13 protein-coding genes are annotated in these 20,541 nt (G+C 44.1%); 6 read left to right on the top strand and 7 right to left on the bottom strand.

All coding sequences use genetic code 11. The features are described 5' to 3' along the window. Positions 1 to 329: 329 nt before the first annotated feature. The 3 genes from RDO37_RS08460 (at position 330) to RDO37_RS08450 (ending at position 3,528) form a co-directional block, all read left to right on the top strand. Positions 330 to 1,643: a serine hydrolase gene (locus tag RDO37_RS08460; RefSeq protein ID WP_281710155.1), complete on the top strand. Its 1,314-nt coding sequence runs from the start codon at positions 330 to 332 to the stop codon at positions 1,641 to 1,643. A gap of 277 nt (positions 1,644 to 1,920) precedes the next feature. Then, positions 1,921 to 2,199 carry a DUF493 domain-containing protein gene (locus RDO37_RS08455; protein ID WP_044122555.1) on the top strand — a complete coding sequence of 93 codons (279 nt, stop codon included), beginning with the start codon at positions 1,921 to 1,923 and terminating at the stop codon, positions 2,197 to 2,199. A 405-nt stretch (positions 2,200 to 2,604) separates the two neighbouring features. Next, positions 2,605 to 3,528 carry an ElyC/SanA/YdcF family protein gene (locus RDO37_RS08450; RefSeq protein WP_308498773.1) on the top strand — a complete coding sequence of 308 codons (924 nt, stop codon included), beginning with the start codon at positions 2,605 to 2,607 and terminating at the stop codon, positions 3,526 to 3,528. A gap of 584 nt (positions 3,529 to 4,112) precedes the next feature. Here the strand turns inward: RDO37_RS08450 and RDO37_RS08445 are convergent. The 5 genes from RDO37_RS08445 to RDO37_RS08425 all read right to left on the bottom strand — a co-directional run bounded on the left by RDO37_RS08445 (position 4,113) and on the right by RDO37_RS08425 (position 10,649). Continuing rightward, entirely contained in the window at positions 4,113 to 5,987 is a 1,875-nt protein-coding gene (locus tag RDO37_RS08445) for a hypothetical protein (RefSeq protein WP_308498772.1), read from the bottom strand. Positions 5,988 to 6,400: 413 nt separating this feature from the next. Continuing rightward, complete coding sequence (locus RDO37_RS08440; RefSeq protein ID WP_027940522.1) at positions 6,401 to 7,120, bottom strand: amino acid ABC transporter ATP-binding protein; 720 nt, start codon at positions 7,118 to 7,120, stop codon at positions 6,401 to 6,403. A gap of 157 nt (positions 7,121 to 7,277) precedes the next feature. After that, positions 7,278 to 7,934: an amino acid ABC transporter permease gene (locus tag RDO37_RS08435; RefSeq protein ID WP_303073716.1), complete on the bottom strand. Its 657-nt coding sequence runs from the start codon at positions 7,932 to 7,934 to the stop codon at positions 7,278 to 7,280. 548 nt (positions 7,935 to 8,482) lie between these two features. After that, positions 8,483 to 9,262: a basic amino acid ABC transporter substrate-binding protein gene (locus RDO37_RS08430; RefSeq protein ID WP_027940520.1), complete on the bottom strand. Its 780-nt coding sequence runs from the start codon at positions 9,260 to 9,262 to the stop codon at positions 8,483 to 8,485. Positions 9,263 to 9,863: 601 nt separating this feature from the next. Further along, on the bottom strand, positions 9,864 to 10,649 hold the full coding sequence (locus RDO37_RS08425; RefSeq protein WP_273324605.1) for a basic amino acid ABC transporter substrate-binding protein: 786 nt from the start codon (positions 10,647 to 10,649) through the stop codon (positions 9,864 to 9,866). A gap of 824 nt (positions 10,650 to 11,473) precedes the next feature. Between RDO37_RS08425 and RDO37_RS08420 the strand changes: the two genes are divergently transcribed. Further along, positions 11,474 to 12,136, top strand: a complete 663-nt coding sequence (locus RDO37_RS08420) for an HAD family phosphatase (RefSeq protein ID WP_156907634.1) — start codon at positions 11,474 to 11,476, stop codon at positions 12,134 to 12,136. Positions 12,137 to 12,323: 187 nt separating this feature from the next. Here the strand turns inward: RDO37_RS08420 and rpoD are convergent, their stop codons facing one another. After that, complete coding sequence (rpoD, locus tag RDO37_RS08415; protein ID WP_308498771.1) at positions 12,324 to 14,354, bottom strand: RNA polymerase sigma factor RpoD; 2,031 nt, start codon at positions 14,352 to 14,354, stop codon at positions 12,324 to 12,326. Between the two features lie 950 nt (positions 14,355 to 15,304). Continuing rightward, on the bottom strand, positions 15,305 to 15,907 hold the full coding sequence (locus RDO37_RS08410) for a cell division protein ZapC domain-containing protein (protein ID WP_156907633.1): 603 nt from the start codon (positions 15,905 to 15,907) through the stop codon (positions 15,305 to 15,307). A 2,464-nt stretch (positions 15,908 to 18,371) separates the two neighbouring features. Here RDO37_RS08410 and RDO37_RS08405 point away from each other — a divergent pair. Together RDO37_RS08405 and RDO37_RS08400 are read left to right on the top strand one after the other, a co-directional pair. After that, on the top strand, positions 18,372 to 19,355 hold the full coding sequence (locus RDO37_RS08405) for a flagellin (RefSeq protein WP_308498770.1): 984 nt from the start codon (positions 18,372 to 18,374) through the stop codon (positions 19,353 to 19,355). 199 nt (positions 19,356 to 19,554) lie between these two features. Next, on the top strand, positions 19,555 to 20,541 hold a 987-nt coding region (locus tag RDO37_RS08400), incomplete at its 3' end, for a flagellin (RefSeq protein WP_308498769.1).

Below are 20,541 nucleotides of genomic sequence, written 5' to 3'. Positions count from 1 at the left end.
GATAATTATCCAAACTTTGCAAGGTCAGCGATCCTGTCGCTGACCTTGATGTGCCTTAAGAGATCACTAAAATAGCTTTCTTGACAAAGCTATTGCCAAGCATAAATTGCAATGCAATGATCTTAGCCTTAGAAATGAGTGCATGGTTTAGATCGTTTTGTTTTGTTAAGAGCTTGACTCTTAAGGTGCGCTTTTAGTTTGCAGTGCAGGTAGTTTTACGGCAAGAAATGACTTCTAGCCTAGAGTTTCCTGCACTGTGTGCTACAAAGCTAAAGTAGCTATCAAGATTGCTAAACTGCATATGGCAGTTTGATTTTTTCGGAGGAAGCATGGATCACAGCAACGGACACAAACTTACGACTTTTAGCCGTAAGGGCTTTAAGAAACTGCAATATGCTCTAGTGTTTGCATTAGGCACTTTCTTTATCGCCCCAAATTCTTTTGCCGAGCAGATCCCAGATCCATTTGCCGCTGTTCGTGCCCAACAGTCAGCAGCCCCTGCAGCTATTCCAACTGCCAATGGACCAAGCCCTGCTCCAGCTGCTCCAATCGTTATTCCTGAGGCTCCAACCTTTAATGCTGAGTCATGGGTATTAATGGACTATGCCACTGGTCAGGTACTCTTTGAGCGCGATCAGCACAAGCGTATTTGGCCAGCATCTTTAACTAAGATGATGACATCTTATGTTATTGGTATGGAGATCAAGGCTGGTCGTCTTGATCCTGAGAGCTATGTAACCATCCCTGAGAGCGCATGGGCTGCTTTAGACAAGTACTCTGACTCCTCCAAGATGTTCATCGAGGTAGGCAAGAAGGTTAAGGTTAGCGATCTTAACAAGGGTATTGTGATTCAGTCTGGTAACGATGCATGCGTAGCTTTAGCTATTGTGCTCGCTGGCTCTGAAGAAGGCTTCGTCAGTGTTATGAATACCTATGCTAAGCAATTAGGTCTGAACAACACTCACTTTGCCAACGTTCACGGTTTATTTGATGAGCAGAACTACTCTACTGCTTATGACATGTCTATCTTAGGCCGTGCCTTAATTCGTGACTTACCTGAGGAGTATAAGCTCTACTCTGAAAAGTCATTTACCTTCAACGGCATTAAGCAGACTAACCGTAACCGTCTGTTATGGGATAAGACTTTAAATGTAGACGGCATCAAGACTGGTCACCTCTCTGCTGTAGGCTACAACTTAGTATCCTCATCAGTTCAGGGCAATATGCGTCTTATCGGCACTGTCATTGGTGCTAAGAGTGAATCTGATCGTGCCTCTTTCTCAAAGCAGATGCTTTCTTATGGCTTCCGCTACTTTGAGTCCTATCAGCCATTTGAGCAGGGTAAGATCCTCTTAAACCGTCCTGTACGTTTAGGCGATCGTGACACTGTTAACTTAGCGATTAACTCCCCAGTTAACATCATGATCCCACGTGGCGCTCAGCAGAGTATCAAGATCTCTTATGCTTTAAATCAGGCTACCTTTGAGGCCCCAATTAAGGCTGGCACTCAGCTTGGTACCATCGACTTTAAGCTCAACGATAAGATCTTAGCTCAGTACCCATTAGTTGCAGCTGAAGATGTTCGCGAAGGCGGCTTCTTATCCCGTATATGGGATCGCATTATGATGGCCTTTGGCAAGTAACAGCCATCATAACTAAAGCCTTGCATCAGCAACACAAGCAGGCTTATACAGCCACAAGCCTAAGCAACAGCGACTTATACAGCCAAAAGCTTTAGCAACACCGCCTTAAGCAAAAATCGCTTACGTAGCGACAGGCCTATGCGATACAAGGCCTAAACAAGGCGAGGCTTAAGCAAGGCAAGGCTTAAAAGCACAACAGCTTTTGTAGCTACAGTGGTTTTATTACTTAGATTCATTAAGGCAGCCTTTGGGCTGCCATGTTTTTGTAGGTAAAATTATGGCTCAGTACAAGTTTAAAGAGTTACTTGAGTTCCCATGTGATCAGCACATGCGCATCATCGTGAATAACGAAGATTCACAGCCAATCAAGCTTGTTGATATCTTAAATGAGCTCATACCTGAGTGCACCTCAGTTGATGGCGTGATTGATTCACGCAACTCGGCTAATGGCAAGTACGTTTCCTATACCGTGCGCGTACGCTTTAACAGCGCCGAAGAGATCGAAATGCTCTACGACAAACTGCCTAAGTACGAATTTGTAAAGCACCTGCTCTAAAAGCACACGACTGCACACAAAGAGCAATATGCTGCCTCACGGCAGCAGTGCAGCACAATGCGCACTTACTCTGCAACAGCGCTGCAGAGTCTATAACACACCGCAGCGTTGCCTTGCAAAGCGACTTCTTGCATAAAAGCCTGCTAATAGTGATGCATTATGCATCCATGCCATGCTAATACGGATGCAACATGCATATAAGTCATGCAAAACCGCTGCAAAGTGTAAATATCTTGCATATTTGTATCGAAGTTAAGCGCGGTTGTTGTGCAGGATAACAATAAGCGCAGCCTATCAGCACAAACATGCTACACTAGGCAGACATTGGCCTAAGCAAAGGCTTTATTTCTCATAATTTAAGCAATGCTTATGCACATAGCAGAGCATCATTAAAAGGTTGGACACGTGAAAAAGAGAAAGCGCTCCTCTGATGGCAATGGCTTTGATAGCGAGTTCGGAAACTTCATCCGAGCACTTAGCTACATTTCGCTTATCTGCTTACTCAGCTTCTTGATCTTTGTTGTCTTAGCCTTATTCAGAATCTCTGCTAGCGCTTTTGACACTTACGATTCGCTCAATAACATTCCTCATAATGAGGTAGGCTTATTGCTCGGCACATCCTCTAAGATGTCAGATGGTAATCCAAACCCATTCTTCACCAATCGTATTCGTGCAGCAGCTATGCTCTACCGTAAAGGTAAGATCGATTATGTTTTGGTCTCTGGTGACAATCAGCACATCTCTTACAATGAGCCACGTCAGATGACTAATGCCTTAATCAAGGCTGGCGTTCCTAAAGATCGCATCGTCTCTGACTATGCTGGATTCTCTACTATTGATTCAGTAGCGCGTGCCAACAAGGTCTTTATGCTCAAGAGTGTCACCATCATCTCTCAAGAGTTCCACAACGAGCGTGCTCTGTTCATTGCTAAGAACTTAGGTATGGAAGCAATTGCCTTTAATGCATCTGATCCAAAGTCTATCCTCTCTCACTACAGCGTTTATGTAAGAGAGTTCTTTGCCAGAATTAAGTGCATCTTCGATATCTACTTTTGGAACACTCAGCCTACTTTCTTAGGCGACCCAATTCAGATTGGAAATAGTGCCATGCCTAAGGAGCCAAGCAATGCTCCTAAGGCCCAAACCGGCAGACTAAAGCAGCCTGGCATGTCTGCCTACGCACTTAAGCACAATATCACTAAGTTCACTACCAAGGTAAAAGAGCAAACCGATGCTGCTACTTTCTACAAGCAGCAACAGCTTGCCCGTCAGCACTTGCAAGATGCGGTCAAGCGCGATGAAAACACCAAGGTTACTGCCCAGCAATAACTAAAAGCGTAAACCCAACTCGATCATCTCGCATCAGCCTATCAGCCCATCAGCTTATTGCAGCGCAATCAACTCATCTGGCCAAACATTATGGCCATCCCCACTTACTAGCGCTTATGCATCACGCTAAAACCAAGCACTCCCACATAGGCACGTCCACGCCGTAGAACAAACCTAAACAACGGCCAGAGACGCCAGCACTTGCTACGCACATCAGTCCTGCAGCATTTGCACAGAACTGCACTCACCACTGCTACCAGTAAGCTCTTGAGCTCTATCGGCATAACAGGCTTTAAAGCATAGCCGACATTTTATTTAGATCTTGCTTTTTGAGCATCAAATGAGTCGAGCATAAGTACGATCAAAGTGATCTACTGACTAATAGCCCATTGCTTGCTTGCTGGCTGGCTTTTGGCCACTTAGCTACAAACATGCCTTTTGGGCATTGCCTACTAGCTTGCTGGCTGGCTGGTTCACTGGCTGGCTTTTGGCCTATTTCATAGCAGGCGGTGGTTTTAGGCTCTTATATAGACAAAAGGCCTTAGCGTGGAGCTAAAGCCTTTAGATGTATGTGTCTAAGAGTGTTAGGCTTTTTTGGCCTTTTGGGCTTCTTCTTCAGCCTTTAACTTAGCAGCAATCTCGCTATAGTCTTTTGGAGGTACGTAACCATCCCATACTATCTGAGGATCAAATAGAGGAACACGACGGTGATAGTAGTCAACCTTGATACTATTAGCGTCCTTAGTGCCATGACAATCAGCATAGCAGTCAGTAAAGTAACGTAAATCAGGACGAGTCTTAAACAAGCGTAAGAACCACATATACTGCTCAATATGGCCACTTAAGTGCTGTTCAAAGACCTTATTTACACGGTTTAAGTCGGCTACAACATCGTTAGATGGGAAATCATCTAAACGGGTAAACTCAAGCTCATAGCGTGCTTTGGAAATGCTGTAAGTAATGGTTAAAACTACTACCTGAGACTTGGTAAGACGGGCCATCTTTGGCAGAGTGTCTACCATAGCCTTTGGCACACCATAAAAGTCGGTAAAGACATTTGGTACATCATCGCCTAAGTCCTCATCGCACAGGAAGTAGCAATGACGACCTTGCTTGAGAGCCTTTAAAATTGATCTAAAGCCTGCAGCACGGGTATGCATAGTACCGCCATAAATCACGCGCTGATAGTTCATAAACCAGTTGAACACAGGGTTAGATTGATCATTGGCTACACCAAACATTGGATGGCGATTGGCTGTTAAATACAGACCACCGCGATCTAATGAGAAGGTATGTGGTACACAGAAAATGATTGGGCGCTTATCGTCTAAAGCCGCTTTGAGAACTTCAGGATTTTTCACAATCCAGCTACGCTCAACCATAAAGCGTGGCAGGAAAACACCTTCACCAAAGGCAAATCCAGTAATGATGGCGTGAGTTAAAAGCTTGCGGTAAAGTTGCTTGTAATCGCTTTCTGACTTCTCTGGAAATGCAGTACGTAAATTAGCAAATACCACCTTCTTAAAGCGGATATTAATAAGAGACAGTGGATAAGCAATCAAGATGGCAAATAAGTCACGAATGCGATTTGGCACATAAGCAAGTACAGCCAAAATACCTAGCGCAAACCATGATGGCCAGTACTTTACATCCAGAAGCTGTTGCCACTGATCTGGATCGAAACCAGCGTGCTCCACATCCTCTTCACCGCCTGAGCCCATAACCTTCTTACCACCGCTCTTAGCCTTTGCTTTAGCTTGATCATGAGCCTTGCTGCGATCGCTGGCAGCTTCCTTGGCAGCACTAGCAGTCGACTCTGCCTTTGCTGCATCATCGCTAGCAGCACTTGAAGCTGCAGATGCATTGGTGGTAGCAGCTTCTGATTCGGCGGCATTAGCAGATGCAGGAGCTGTATCTTCTGATGCTTTAGCATTGCTATCTGCATCTGATGCCTTGCTCTGATGCTTAACCTCAGTCTTTACCTCGGCATTTAGTTCAGCCTTGTTTTGCTCAGCTGTATTTGGAGCTGATGCGACAGTGGCTGTTGCAGTCTTAGCCTCTTCCTTAGTCTCGACCTTAGCATCGGCTTTAACAGGAGCTGCAGGTGATTGAGTCTTTTGAGCTGCAGTCGCTGCACTAACAGTGGCTGTTGTATCTGCAGCACTAGGAGCTTTCTTGGCAGTGGCGGCTTTTTGAGCCACTGTTGGAGCTGTTATTGAAGCTTCTTTTGAAGCAGCCTTGGCTGCTATGCCTTTTGGATCAGTCTTAGCTGCTATGGCTTTTGGCGCTGCCTTTGGGGTGGATTTAACGTCAGATGCTTTGCGCTTAGGCGCGGCTTTTGACTCTGCTTTTGGAGTAGCTGTTGGCTGTGCTTTTGGGGCAGATTTGGCTTTAGCTACGGGAGTGGATGCACAATTGTCTCGTGGCTGTGAAGTCTTGAGTTCATCTGTATTGGACATGTGGTAACTCCCTGTAGGCAAATAAGCTAATGGACCTTGCTGCTTAATAGATTCGCATAGTGATTATAGTCTGGCATGAGATGCAGTTGTTTTTGCATGCCTTGCTAGCTATAAAGTGCGGATGCTAAATAAGAAAAGCACACGTAATTATAAGGGATTATTGACAATAATGATGCACGGGCGGAGAATCTTGCGCCGCTGCGATAGATAAGCGCTTTTTGCGGATACTTGCGACCATCAGGTGTAAATGATGATGGTTTTAGTGATGTGATTTTTATGATGGATGGGTTTTGGGTTGAGGCTGTTAGTTATTTGGGCTTTGGGAAGTTCTTTCTATTTTGCCGGCGTTAAAAATACAAAAGGCTCTGACCTAGATGGTGAGAGCCTTTTTTTTAAAGCATGGTAAGTTGCGCTTAGAGAATCTTGTTTAAGAACTCTTGAGTACGCTTCTCCTTTGGATGCTCGAATACTTCGTTTGGATGGCCCATCTCCAGGATCTTGCCACCGTCTACGAAGATTACGCGATCAGCTACTTCACGAGCAAAGCCCATTTCGTGAGTTACAACCATCATGGTCATACCTGACTCAGCTAAGCGCTTCATAACCTCGAGTACTTCCTTAACCATTTCTGGGTCAAGTGCAGAGGTTGGCTCATCAAAGAGCATGATCTTTGGCTGCATTGCTAAAGCACGAGCAATAGCTACACGCTGCTGCTGACCACCAGAGAGCTGAGATGGGAATGAAGCAGCCTTATCCTTAAGACCTACCTTATCTAAAAGCTCTAAGGCAATCTTTTCAGCTTCTTCCTTACTCTTACCACGAACCTTGATTGGAGCAAGGGTAATATTGTCTAAAACAGACATGTGAGGGAATAGGTTGAAGTGCTGGAACACCATACCTACTTCAGCACGAATGGTATTGATGTCCACCTTGCGAGTAATCTCTTCGCCATCGATAGCGATAACACCGTCAGTTGGAACCTCAAGGTAGTTAACGCAACGCAGTAAAGTACTCTTACCAGAGCCTGATGGGCCGATAACAACCACTACTTCGCTCTTGTTTACATCAAGATCGATACCCTTGAGGATCTCGTTCTTGCCGTACTTCTTTTTCAGACCACGAATCTTAATCATAGCTGGCCTCTAATAAATCTCTAAGTACCTGTTCACAACATATACAAGCTAGAGCAACTTATGATGGCGAGTGTTTGCATCATAATTTTGGCTTTAAAGCTTGTTTTGCTAGCAGCGCTAAGCAAATGATGCGCTGCTGTTTGCTGTGACTAAATTACTAATTGAAACGCTTCTCGAGGTAAGCCACGAAGCGGGTGATAGTTAAGGTCATAATCAGGTAGATGATCGCAACTGCAGTCCAAATCTCAAGAGAGCCGTATGTGGATGCAATAACTAACTGACCCTTTCTAGTCAGCTCCTCGAAGCCGATAACGGATACTAATGAGGAGTCCTTAAGCATGGCGATGAACTCATTACCAAGCTGAGGGATGGTGCGACGGAAAGCCTGAGGGATTACGATGTAACGCATGGTCTGAGTCCAGGACATACCTAAAGAACGACCAGCTTCCATCTGACCCTTGTCAATGGACTGAATACCTGCACGGAAGATTTCAGCTACATAAGCACCAGAGTTAATGGAGCAGGCTGCAACTGCAGCTACAAACGGCTCAATTCTGGTTCCAAATATGATTGGAAGTGCAAAGTAGATGATGAAAATCTGTACGAGCAGTGGAGTGCCGCGAATAAAGTCTACGTAGATCTTTGCAGGGATTCGGATCCACGGATAACGTGCCAGCTCAGCAATACCGACAAAAAGACCGATACAGGTACCTAAGAACACTGACATAGCAGTGATCTCAATGGTAACTAAAGCACCGATGCCAAGGAGTGGCAAGCTGTCAATAATCAAGCTGAAGTCAAACGGTATCGACATGTGTTAGAAAGTCTCTTCAAACTATGACTGATGACCCAAGTCTCAATGAGACTAGGATGCAACCATGAACGACTCTAAAATGAGCCGCGACTAATAAATGCGGGAAGCCCCGTATTCTGATCCATCTGGGCTAAAATGCATTGCCCATAGAACGCAAGATTGTAACTCAAAACACTTTCAATCGCTATTAGTTTAGAGCTTAATCACAAATTCTTTGCCTAATATGGACTATTTGCCCATGCAAACTGCCCCTTTTAACCACAGCTAACCCAACTAGCCCACCATATTCAGATAAGGTAGCATTCTGTGCTTGTAAGCTTTGCGCTTCGGCATGAGAGCACTGTCTGAGCTTGCGCATTATGGTCAGGGTTGAGCATCTGCATTATTGCCAGGGACGGGCAAAGGCTTTGTGGCCTAGGCTGGGCATTGGCTTTTTGATGATGGGCAGCAGCTGCATTTTTGCTTTGGCCAAAATGCAGAAAGCCTGGCAAATGCCAGGCTTTCTTGTGAAGTATAAGCTCTATTAGCTTGTTACCTTTTGTAGTCGATTATGACTCGTTGTGAGGTAAGAGCTTGAACCACTTCTGGTAGATTTCGTTGTACTTACCGTTCTCGTGGAGAGTCTTAAGAGCAGCATTGAGCTTGTTTAAGAGCTCTTTGTTGTTCTTGTTAACAGCAATACCGTACTTCTCAGCAGTTAAGATCTCAGGAATCTCAGCAACGCCTTCAGCAACATTGGACTTGGAGAGGAAGTAGAGGTTAATAGGACGATCGTTAACTACACCCTCACAGCCCTTTGCCTTTAACTCCATAAAAGCTTCTGGCTGGGTGTTGAATGCCTTAACCTTACCTGGGCTTAGCTCTTCAGCTTTTAAAGCACCAGTAGTACCGATCTGAACGCAAATGGCCTGACCCTTGAGGCTCTTAACATTAGGATACTTATCCTTGTTGCTCTCTAAAATCAGAGCAGAAAGACCAGAGGTGTAGTAAGGCTCAGTAAAAGCAACGCGCTTAGAACGCTCTGGAGTGATAGACATAGCTGCAATAACAGTGTCGATCTGGCCAGTGAAAATGGCTGGAATTAAGCCGTCGAATGGCATGTTGCTAATTTCAACATTATCAAAGCCAGCTTCCTGAGCAATTGCCTTGATTAGCTCAACGTCGAAACCGGTTAAAGTACCATCTTCTGCTGCGAACTCGAATGGTGCATAGGTAGCCTCAGTACCAACGCGTAAGGTCTCAGCATATGAGCTTGCACTAAAGCCTGCACAGGTAAAAACAGTTGCACAAGCTAAGGCTTTGAGCGCACCGCTTAACTTTAAAGACATAACTAACTCCTATTTAACTCAGTTGCGTCCTGCGATCGCAAAGACCCTGCAATACTTGAGTCTTAACCAAAAACTTAATCTAGCATTAGCTAATGTAGCGTTCATTAAGAACTAAGGCTGCATAAGCCACTACTACCTCTGATGGGGATACCCATCATGAGGGGTATCTATTTATACAACAAAACATTGCAACTTTGCATGTAGTCACCCTAAAAATCAGCTTAAAAGTGTTTTCTCTCACAGTTTAGAGACTAATGCACTAAAAGTGACCTAGTACAAAAGCCTATCATTGCACAATGTTTCTAACATAGTAGTCAAAAACCATGCTATTGAACCCATGCAAATTGGAGGTAAACAGCTCTTAAAGCGACCAGACTCTTAAAAACGCCCTACTTTCGCAACCATGGTCAGCAGCTACTGCGCAATTGAACTTGTATGTCCTGCCAATACTTACTTGCATGTTACTGCCAATATGTAATTGCGTGCTATTTGCAATGTGAAGTTTTATTGGAGCTACATTAAAGACAAAGCCCCACTACCTATCTTATCGGATGGATAGTGGGGCAAGTTTCAGCAATTAGATGCTTATATTTGGCTTAAATTACTTAGCCTCAGCAGCTGCTTGAGAGTCAGCAGCCTTAAACCATTTGTCGTGAATTGCTTGGAAAGTACCGTTGCTCTTTAATGTAGCTAAAGCGCTATTAACCTTCTTTAAAAGCTCTTCATTGTTCTTTGGTACCACTAAAGCCATGTCCTCAGCATCCATAACCTCATCAATCTCATAAGATTGCTCTGGATTCTTAACTGTAGATAAGTAGTACTGATTTACGGGACGGTCGTTAAGCACAGCCTCACAACCACCAGAATGAAGCTCTAAGTAGGCTGCATAAGCGTCATTGAAAGTAACGGTGTTATCAGGAGAGATCTCTTTAGCCTTCATAGCTGATACAGAGCCAAGCTGTGCACACAGCTTCTTGCCTGCAAGTGACTTGTTATCAGGATACTTAGCCTTATCTGCAGCACGAATTACAAAGGTAAGACCTGAGGTGTAGTAAGGGTCAGAGAAGTTAATACGCTTTTTGCGCTCTTCAGTAATAGTGAATGAAGCTGCAGCCATATCTACTTGTCCGGTGAGCATTGCTGGAATGAGGCCATCAAAAGGCATCTGCATCCACTCAACCTCTAGACCTAATTCTTTGGCAATAGCTTCGGTAAGGTCAATGTCAAAGCCAACGAGCTTGCCATCTTGATTGGTAAACTCGAACGGTGCATAAGAAGACTCAGTGCCTACTAAGAGCTTATCCTCAGCAGATGCGGCAGAAGTTGCAAAAACAGCTGAGCACATAGCGGCTGCGCACATGGCTTGCTTAAACATTGAGTAACCCATAATCTATAATCCACCTGATGTAATTGCTGATCATGACAGCTAGCGTTGCGCTTTGGTCTGTAGCGCATAAGCATCTAAACTTAGCTCATTACTTGCCACTAGTTGTGCGCTTATACAAGATGCAAACAACAACTGCGCTTTTGCTGTCTAATATTCTTTGCCTCGTAGGCTTATGTGTGAGTCAATCATACGCACAACCACACTACATAGAACGTCTAACGCAAAATCGCCCCAAAATTGCACACCCCACATCCATATTGATGCATAACCATAAACCCTTTATCTATCGCTATTTGCGCAATACCTCAGCAATTATTTCGCACCAAACTCCACATAGCCATGCATTAAAGGCGTGCACATTTGAGTTAATAAAGCAGTGTTTATTATGAAAAAATCCCATGAGCGGTAAGCAAAACACAGCAAGACACACTAGATAGAGCATGATCTAACCACCAGGCATGGCTGTATACATGTATGACGGGAGCTAATGCACCTGGTACTTTATTGCTGCAGGTATGGTGCAGTGACTTATGCACTTAGATATCTGAGCTATTGAAATTGAACGATGAAGAGCTTTAAGCGAGACGCTATGGTGTGTAGATATTTTACTTAGACAAAGCGTGCTTGTGCTTATGTTTTAGTGCACACGCGCATTCTTGATGTGAGTTTTTGTGCCAATTCATGGTAAAAAGACAATGCAATTGTGCAAAAAGGTGAGCTTGCCGTCAAAAGAGATGAAAGAATCACGGTTTAGGTTTTAAAGACAGTCTCACTGCGCTATGCTAGATAATACGTTAATGTTTGTTGTTAAGTGGAGTCTAACTGTGACCAGAAGCAACATTATTTTTGATTTCGGCGGAGTCCTGCTTGATTGGAATCCTCGTTACCTGTTCCGCGACTATTTTAATGACGACGCAAAGATGGAGAAATTCCTCTCTGAGATCTGTAATAGTGAGTGGAACGCTCAGATGGATGCTGGAAAGCCTTTTGCCGAGGGTGTAAAAGAACTTTCAGAGAAGTATCCTGAGTGGGCTGAGGCAATTGAACTGTACCACACAGGTTGGGTCAAGATGCTCAAGAGCGAGCATGCTGATGGCGTTGAGCTGCTCAAGCGTGTGCTTGCAGATGAGCGCTTTAAGGCCTATGGTCTGACCAACTGGTCTGCTGAAACTTTCCCATTTGCTTTTAGTCACTACCGCTTCCTCGATGATTTCGAGGGCATCGTAGTCTCCGGCGAAGAGAAGATGAACAAGCCTGACAAGCGCATCTACTATACACTGCTTGAGCGCTATCACTTAAAGGCTGATGACTGCATCTTCATCGATGACAATCAGGCTAACGTTGACATGGCTAACAAGATCGGCATTCACGCTATCTTATGGGAGCACAACCCAGAAGAAGTTTGGAAGAAGATTGAAGAGATCCAAAATCTTCCTGCTCCTGATGAGGGTGAAGAGCCTGTTAAGCACAATCACGAGTACAACTAATTACTCGTAGTAGCCCAATGCTACTATCTCTAAAAAACAGCGGCCTAGGCCGCTGTTTTTGTTTGTACTCGTCAAGCATCTGGCAAGTGCTGCAGCCAAAATGCATTTAGCGGTCAAAAAAAATCCCAGCGTAGTGCTGGGATTTATGGAAACAGAAATGATTAGTGATTATCTTGAGACTAAACTTTTAGTCTAAGAAGCCCTTGAGGCCAGCTGAACGGCATGGGTGACGCAGCTTACGTAAGGCCTTAGCTTCGATCTGACGAATACGCTCACGGGTAACGCCAAACTGACGACCTACCTCTTCTAAGGTGTGGTCAGAGGTCATGCCGATACCAAAACGCATACGCAGAACTTGAGCTTCCCTTGGAGGCATCTCATCTAATACACCGTTGATGGCGTTCTTTAATGATTCGGCAGTTGCTGCATCAGCTGGGATTGCAATTGAGCTATCCTCAATGAAATCTCCTAAATGCGAATCATCATCATCACCAACTGGAGTCTCTAATGAGATAGGTTCCTTAGCAATCTTCATTACCTTGCGAATCTTCTCCTCAGGCAGGCCCATCTTAAAGGCCAGCTCTTCAGGGGTAGGCTCACGACCCTTTTCCTGGAGCATCTGACGAGAAATACGATTGAGCTTGTTAATAGTCTCAATCATGTGCACAGGGATACGGATGGTACGTGCCTGATCAGCGATAGAACGAGTGATAGCCTGACGAATCCACCAAGTAGCATAAGTTGAGAACTTATAACCACGGCGGTATTCAAACTTATCAACTGCCTTCATCAGGCCGATGTTACCTTCCTGAATTAAGTCGAGGAACTGCAGACCACGATTGGTGTACTTCTTAGCAATAGAAATAACCAAACGTAAGTTTGCCTCAACCATTTCTTTCTTGGCTTTCTTAGCCATAGCGTCGCCCATCATAACGCGACGGGAGAGCTCACGCAGACGGTAAATAGAGATACCGGCTTCTGCCTCAATATCTGCTAATGCCTCTACGCACTTTTCAACCTGAGGACGATACTCTTTTAAGCGAGTTGCATATGCACGGCGTGGACGAATAGCCTTCTCGTACCAATCCATGGATGCTTCCATCTCAGACTCAGTGTACAGAGTACGTAAGTCTTCGATCTTCATACCGCAACGGTTAACTGCAATTTCACGAATGTGACGATCCTGGGTCTTAACACGATCCATCATGTCACGCATGTGATTTAACAGTGCTTCAAGCTGTTGTGGAACTAAACGGAAAGTAGAGAATAACTCAACTAAACGCTTGAGCTCTTCTTCGTACTTACGCTTAGTTGCAGCAGTAACCTTAGCAGCATTCATCTTAACGCGCAGAGCTTGAACCTTATCAAACTGTACACGTAGTTCTGCAAAGCGCTGCTTTACAAGCTCTGGATCTGGACCAGAGTCATTGCCTGAGCCGCCAGCATCATCAGCAGCATCCTCATCCTCGTCATCATCGAGATCAACAGCTGCACTCTTGGCTGACTTAGTACGCTTCTTAGGACCTTTCTTGGAGGCTTTCTTAACGTCACCGTCATCGCTCTCATCAAGATCAAGGCCTTCTAAATCATCGGCATCAGACTCAATGTCATCGATGTTATCAGGGATTTCAGCATCAATCTGCTCATTTTCATCACCTTCAACTTCAACTTCCTTTGTTACGTCATCTTCCTCTTCTACATAAGGATCAGAGAAACCAACAATAACATCGGACAGTCTAGTCTCGGTCTCAGGATCGCAAGCTTCTTCGTAACGAGCAAAGAGATCGAACATAGCCATTGGGTATTCAACAATGCACTTTTGCACATTGTTTGTACCGCGCTCAATACGCTTAGAGATCTCGATTTCGTCCTTACGGGTCAGCAGTGATACGTTACCCATTTCACGCATGTACATACGTACAGGGTCAGTGGTACGGCCGATTTCAACACTGCTATCGAGCTGAGATGCTACGGTCTCAACGTCATCAGACTCCACGGACTGTGAGTTCTCATTTAAAAGAATCTCATCAGGATCTGGTGGGGTCTCACACACATTGATGCCCATATCAATGAAGGTCTGAATGAAGACCGATAACTGATCGCCAGAGATAATATCTGGTGGGATCAGGTCATTGATTTCTTCGATAGTAAGGTAGCCTTGCTCCTTACCACGGGCAATCAATTGCTTAAACTCGGTACTTGCGGAATTGTTATCCATCAAATCGTCCCAAAAAAATCTATCGGCTGAAAAAAGGCTCAACAGTAAATTATATGCCTATCTTGCCTACTAGTCAACCAAACTGACATGCTCAAACGCCCATGAGTCTTGTAAATATCAGCATCGTGACAACCTACTTTATTTTGAGCACTGTTATAACTGGTCTTTGTTGGTATACAACCTGAGCTAACCTGTACACTTTCTTTGGTCTAGCCTCTTACATGTACGACCACGTAAATTGCTCAACGATTTTTAGGTAACTGCTACCTAAGTCCACTGTGAAAAACATACTGCAGTGGCATAATTAGTTGTTATCTGACAATCATTGACAGATAGATGCTTTCAGTACGCATAGACTAAACAGATGCTATTTACAGGCCATGATGTAGTTGTATACCGCTCTATCATGCTAAGCAATAGCTAGCTAATAAACGGATAGCAACACAACTATCTCAAGGCTTTAGCTCTGCCATTCAAGGCGTGGCGACAGATGCAAATTTTGTCAGCCGAATCCGCTCTTTAATCTCAATGCGGCGCGATCCGGATACTGCTATAGATGCAGCTATGCCTGAAAAACTGTTTTAAATTCATAGATGAAGGAGAGCGTGTATCTCAATCACTTCATCTACGATGCGGCGTTGTATATATGAAAGGAATCTCTTCACATCCAGCGCCAATATAAGACCAACCAAAAACCATCATGAGCAAAAACGCTAAGGGAAAACTTACCCTAGCTGCAACAAACATTGCACCTTAAGCAAAGATAAAAGGTTAAAGGAGGTCTTGAAGAATTCATACCAGTCGATTGACTGGCACTAAAGATGGTAATGAGCTTAGCTAAAAATATACAAAGGTATAAAAGGCCAATCAGCCTTAAAAATGAATAGCTAGCTTCAATACATATCTACACAGCCTTGGCCTGAGCCAAAGCTATGAGTTGTAATAAGTAACTAGGCTAAGTTACGGCCTTGATCGGTTACAACCTGACGATATGGGCACATAAACTCTCTGAGAACCTTAAAGATGGCTCCCACCTGAACAGAGTGCTGTGCGTCAATAAGGAACTCGCGGTTACAGAACATCACACGGTAGACGTCATCCTTAACAGTGTTGGGATCGTCTAACACAATGAAGTCGTAAATCTCCTTAGTCTTGCTTGTGCACATGGAGATAACACTGCCGCGCTTAATTTGGAAGCTTTTGCCTGTGTAAGGTAAGAATGAACACATGATGGCTTTACGTGGAGGTGCGACAAAACGTGCACCAGCTACGGCATTCAAAGATAGCTCCATGTTTGCAGACACTTCATCAACAGCACTGACGTCAGGGACACCAATAGCATTAAGACCTGCAGTAAAGTCATTAAGCATCTGACCGTCTAAAATGCAAAACGGCTCTCCAATCTCAGGGAAAGATGCTAGAGCTTCGACACGGTAGTTGGTTCTAAAAAAGAACCTACGTCCATTATCTAGCGAGAGGTTGATACCAAGATACACTTGTCCCTCAACGCTTTGAATGGACCATGTCCATGAGTCGCTCGGAGTTATCCTCATACGGAATACCTTAGACAAATATGCTCATTGAAAACTACTTACTCATGCACTTCTATAGCTAGCTCGCTCATGTTCAAGTATCTATAACTTGAGCAAATGAAAGTAACATCAACGTACTGATGAACTTTACTTAATTCACTATAGAAACTAGTAAAGCAGTGCAATGGGCTATTTAGCCACCTACTCGTCAAATCCAAGATCAGGCTACGTAAGCGTGACCTTTGATTTTGAGAGTTACTAACAAGATCAGACTAGAACAGTTTTAACAAATAGCTACTAAACAACCTTTGAGCTTATTAAAAGCTTGGGCTGCATATGAGGGCGCCAAAACTAAGTCATGCCAACAAGATTGTATAAAGCTGCTATCGCTGTAAGTCTATCTATGTCAAATCAAACATTAACAGCAAAGCACGTACTACAGATCAAGCAAAAGATCTGTGGAACATAAAAGTTAAGTATCTGCCAAAGGCAAAACTCAACAATGTAAGTCATCAATTTTTAGACAACCTACTGCACTCTAACATTCTAGCAAAGATCTGCAAAGAAATATGTCCCACGAACACAAAGTGACACGCTCATCAACAAATTTTGACAAAAGATATTCACACTCTGAGCCAAAATTCATCTCAAATACATGTATAGAACACTCTCGCTCATAAGCATAAGATCTTACTAAAATCCCATGTATAAGCCTCTCCTTAGACGGATGCTCTAAGCTAAGCAGAGCCAAGAACACTCCATAACAAGAATGTAAATTATCTTGTATGAAAATATCTTTCCATCTAAGGTTGCAAAGCCATACTGTGGAACATGCCAAGGATCCGCCCAATAGTAGTGCACAATAGAGAAATCTCATGCAAAGTTCATACACATGCGCTTCACCAAAATCCCGACACCCAATACAAACCCCAGCAGAAAAAACAAAACCAACTAACCAAGCATAACAACTGGCTTATACAAGCCATTTATACCAAAACAACACTACTAAAAACCAGTTAAGAAATGTTCCACGCCACAGAGCTCATGTGACGGTACACAATCTCTAGGCAAAACCTTGCCACCCATCCACAAAAAGAGGCCTTAAAAAAGCAGCCCTAACCAAGCATCTCTTTGAACATAATTACTGGCTACTCATTTTAGATTTTGCCTGAATCCCCATACATTTTTTCAATATCTAGTTAAGCCGCGATCAAAACACCAGCACTACTCCACTTACGCTCACAGCTCGCTAATTAAGATCAACGCCACAAGATCAGAGTTCAAAGATCAGAGATCAAGGATCACCTCTCTATATCAATGCCGAAGATCAAACTCTACGATCGCTAGTTCAAGATCGCTGTACAAGATCTCAGCTCTAACCATATATGTATCCACGACCCAAGATCTCAAGATCGCCATCCACGAGATCTTAGCCCTTACCACATATACCCACGTTCTAAGATCTTAAGATCGCCATCCATAATCTTAATCCCGATCATATATACCCACAATCCAAGATCTCAAGATCGCCATCCATGATCTTAACTCTAACCATATACACCCACATTCCAAGATCTCAAGATCGCAATCCACGATCTTAACCTTAACTATATATACCCACGATCTAAAATCTCAAGATCGCAAGCCACAGTCTTAACCCTAACCATATATACCCACGATCCAAGTTCTCAAGAACGCAATCCACGATCTTAACCCTAACCACATATACCCACGACCCAAGATCTTAAGATCGCAAGTCACGATCTCAACCCTAACCATATATACCCACGTTCCAAGTTCTCAAGATCACAGACCAGCACCAAACAACGATCTCAGCATACCAATAACAACCTTTCCACGATCTCTGAGCGCTTTTACTTAGCTATCACATCCACTATTGATCGACGATCGCTGATCTTTTGATCTCTACCTTCATACGCTCTGATCTTGGTGTGTCAATAATTAACTTACAGAAACGGCGTTACCAACACATACTTCATTATTGAATCATAAATGCCACTTCCTTAATCTTTTTTGACAAAACATGGCGGCAAATTTGACTATGCAAAAATCTCACTTGTTGTATGGTGAAGGCATGTAATTGTTAAAACTCTCACACTTTTGAATTAAGCAAAAATTGAAATGTTTCAAATGATAAGTGTTCCGTAATATCAAGGGAATCAAACATTTACGATGAATAATTTGTCAAAACATATTTACTAATTACACACAAAATTTAACACATCAACAGTAATAGCACTTGTGTACATTTTCAAAATGGCACTTGTGTTGCAACCGATATATACAAGCAACTCATGACTTTCATAGATATGACAGATTCAAAATCTTGAAATGTCGTTGGGGTAGCAATCAACAAACAAAATAAGGTGCTCGCCTCAGCAGAATATAGCGAACAGGTTCTAAAAGCGCCATATATAAGATCACAGCTTACGAGCAGCTGGATCGGCTATATAGAGATACAACTATGGCTTTATATGTAAACACTAACGTTAGCTCTATTAACGCTCAGCGTAAGCTTGCTAACTCTACTCTTGCGCTTAACACCTCATACCAAAGACTCTCATCAGGTCTCCGTATCAACAGCTCCAAAGACGATGCTGCAGGTCTTCAGATCTCTGATCGCTTAACTGCCCAGATTAATGGCCTCAACCAAGGCAACCGTAACGCCAATGACGGTATCGCCTTAGCTCAGACCATCGAAGGTGCTCTTGATGAGACCACCAACATGCTGCAGCGTATCCGTACCCTCGCAGTCCAAGCTGCTAACGGTACCAACACCGCAAAAGATCGTCAGGCCCTCCAAGAGGAAGTAAAGTCCCTTTCTCACGAGATCAGCCGTATTGCCCACAAGACAACCTTTGCTGGCGCTCCGGTTCTTGACGGTGGCGGTGCCAACACCCTCATGCGCACATCGGCACAAACTAAGAATGCTTATGAATACTTCTTCCAAGTTGGCGCTAATGCTAAGGATGAAATTACACTTGAATGCGGCGCATTCCACATGCAAGGCATCATGTGCATGGCTAATGTAGGCAAAAACCAAAACAAACTCGAATTCAAAGATAATGAGGCGGATGCAGGCGCTGATGACGCATTTGGTCTAGTAGCAACAGATGCTACTGACGCTCCAAGCTTAGCATATTGGGTTGTTTCAACACCGTCAGCTGCTCAAAAGACTCTCCAATATATCGATGAGTTCATTCAGGCAGTTGATTCTAAGCGTGCGGCCCTAGGCGCAATACAGAACAGAATGGAAAGCACCATCCGTAATCAGAGCTCAATTTCTGAGAACGAATCTGATGCTCGCAGCCGTATTCGCGATACCGATTTTGCATCTGAGACTGCAGCTTTAACGCAGAACCAGATTATTCAACAGGCCTCTCAGACTATTCTGACCCAGGCCAACCAAAGACCTACTGTTGCCTTAAATCTTTTAGGCGGCCGGTAGGCTAGTAACAGTTTTCGAATCTCTCATATCGTCTAAGGCTGCCTCTTCAAAGGCGGCCTTCTTGAAGAAGAGATTCACAGCAGACAGTCTATTCGTAAGCAGCATGCCATGCTTTTTACGAATATATTGATTGCATTAAGCAAGGTGGAGATAGTGCTTGTACAGCTCTCTCTACTGAGACAGATACAAGGAGAGATTCATGGCTTTATACGTTAATACTAACGTTAGCTCGATTAACGCACAGCGTAAGCTCGCTAACTCTACTCTTGCGCTCAATACTTCCTATCAGCGTTTATCCTCAGGTCTTCGCATCAACAGCTCTAAAGATGATGCTGCTGGTCTTCAGATCTCTGATCGCTTAACAGCCCAGATTAATGGTCTCAACCAAGGTAACCGCAACGCAAATGACGGTATCGCCTTAGCTCAGACCATCGAAGGTGCCCTCGACGAAACCACCAACATGCTGCAGCGTATCCGTACCCTCGCAGTCCAAGCTGCCAACGGTACCAATACAGCAAAAGATCGTCAGGCTCTCCAAGAAGAAGTAAAGGCCCTATCCCACGAGATCAGCCGTATTGCAAAGAAAACTACCTTTGCTGGCGCTCAGGTTCTTGACGGTGGCGGTGCCAACACCCTCATGCGTTCTTCAGCACAAACTAAGAATGCTTATGAATACTTCTTCCAAGTTGGCGCGAACGCTAAGGACGAAATTACACTTGAATGCGGTGCATTCCACATGCAAGGCATCATGTGTATGGCCAACGTCGGAAGAGGCGGTGGTGGTGCAGGCCCTGCAAAGCTAGAATTTAAAACGACTGAAGCTGATGCTGGCAAAGCAGACGGTTTTGGTCTTGTAGCGACCGCTCAAAATCAGCTTAGTCTGGCATATTGGGTGGTATCTACCCCTTCAGCCGCTCAAAAGACATTAGAGTTTGTTGATTTATTTATTGAAGCTGTTGATTCTAAGCGTGCGGCCCTAGGCGCAATCCAAAATCGTATGGAAAGCACCATCCGTAATCAGAGCTCAATTTCTGAGAACGAATCAGATGCTCGCAGCCGTATTCGTGATACTGACTTTGCATCTGAGACTGCAGCTTTAACTCAGAACCAGATTATTCAGCAGGCCTCTCAGACTATTCTGAGCCAGGCTAACCAGCGTCCAACCGTTGCTCTTAATCTTTTAGGC

The organism is uncultured Anaerobiospirillum sp., assembly GCF_902485895.1.
GTDB classification, from domain to species: domain Bacteria; phylum Pseudomonadota; class Gammaproteobacteria; order Enterobacterales; family Succinivibrionaceae; genus Anaerobiospirillum; species Anaerobiospirillum succiniciproducens.
This window is presented reverse-complemented; position numbering and strand designations above follow the sequence as displayed.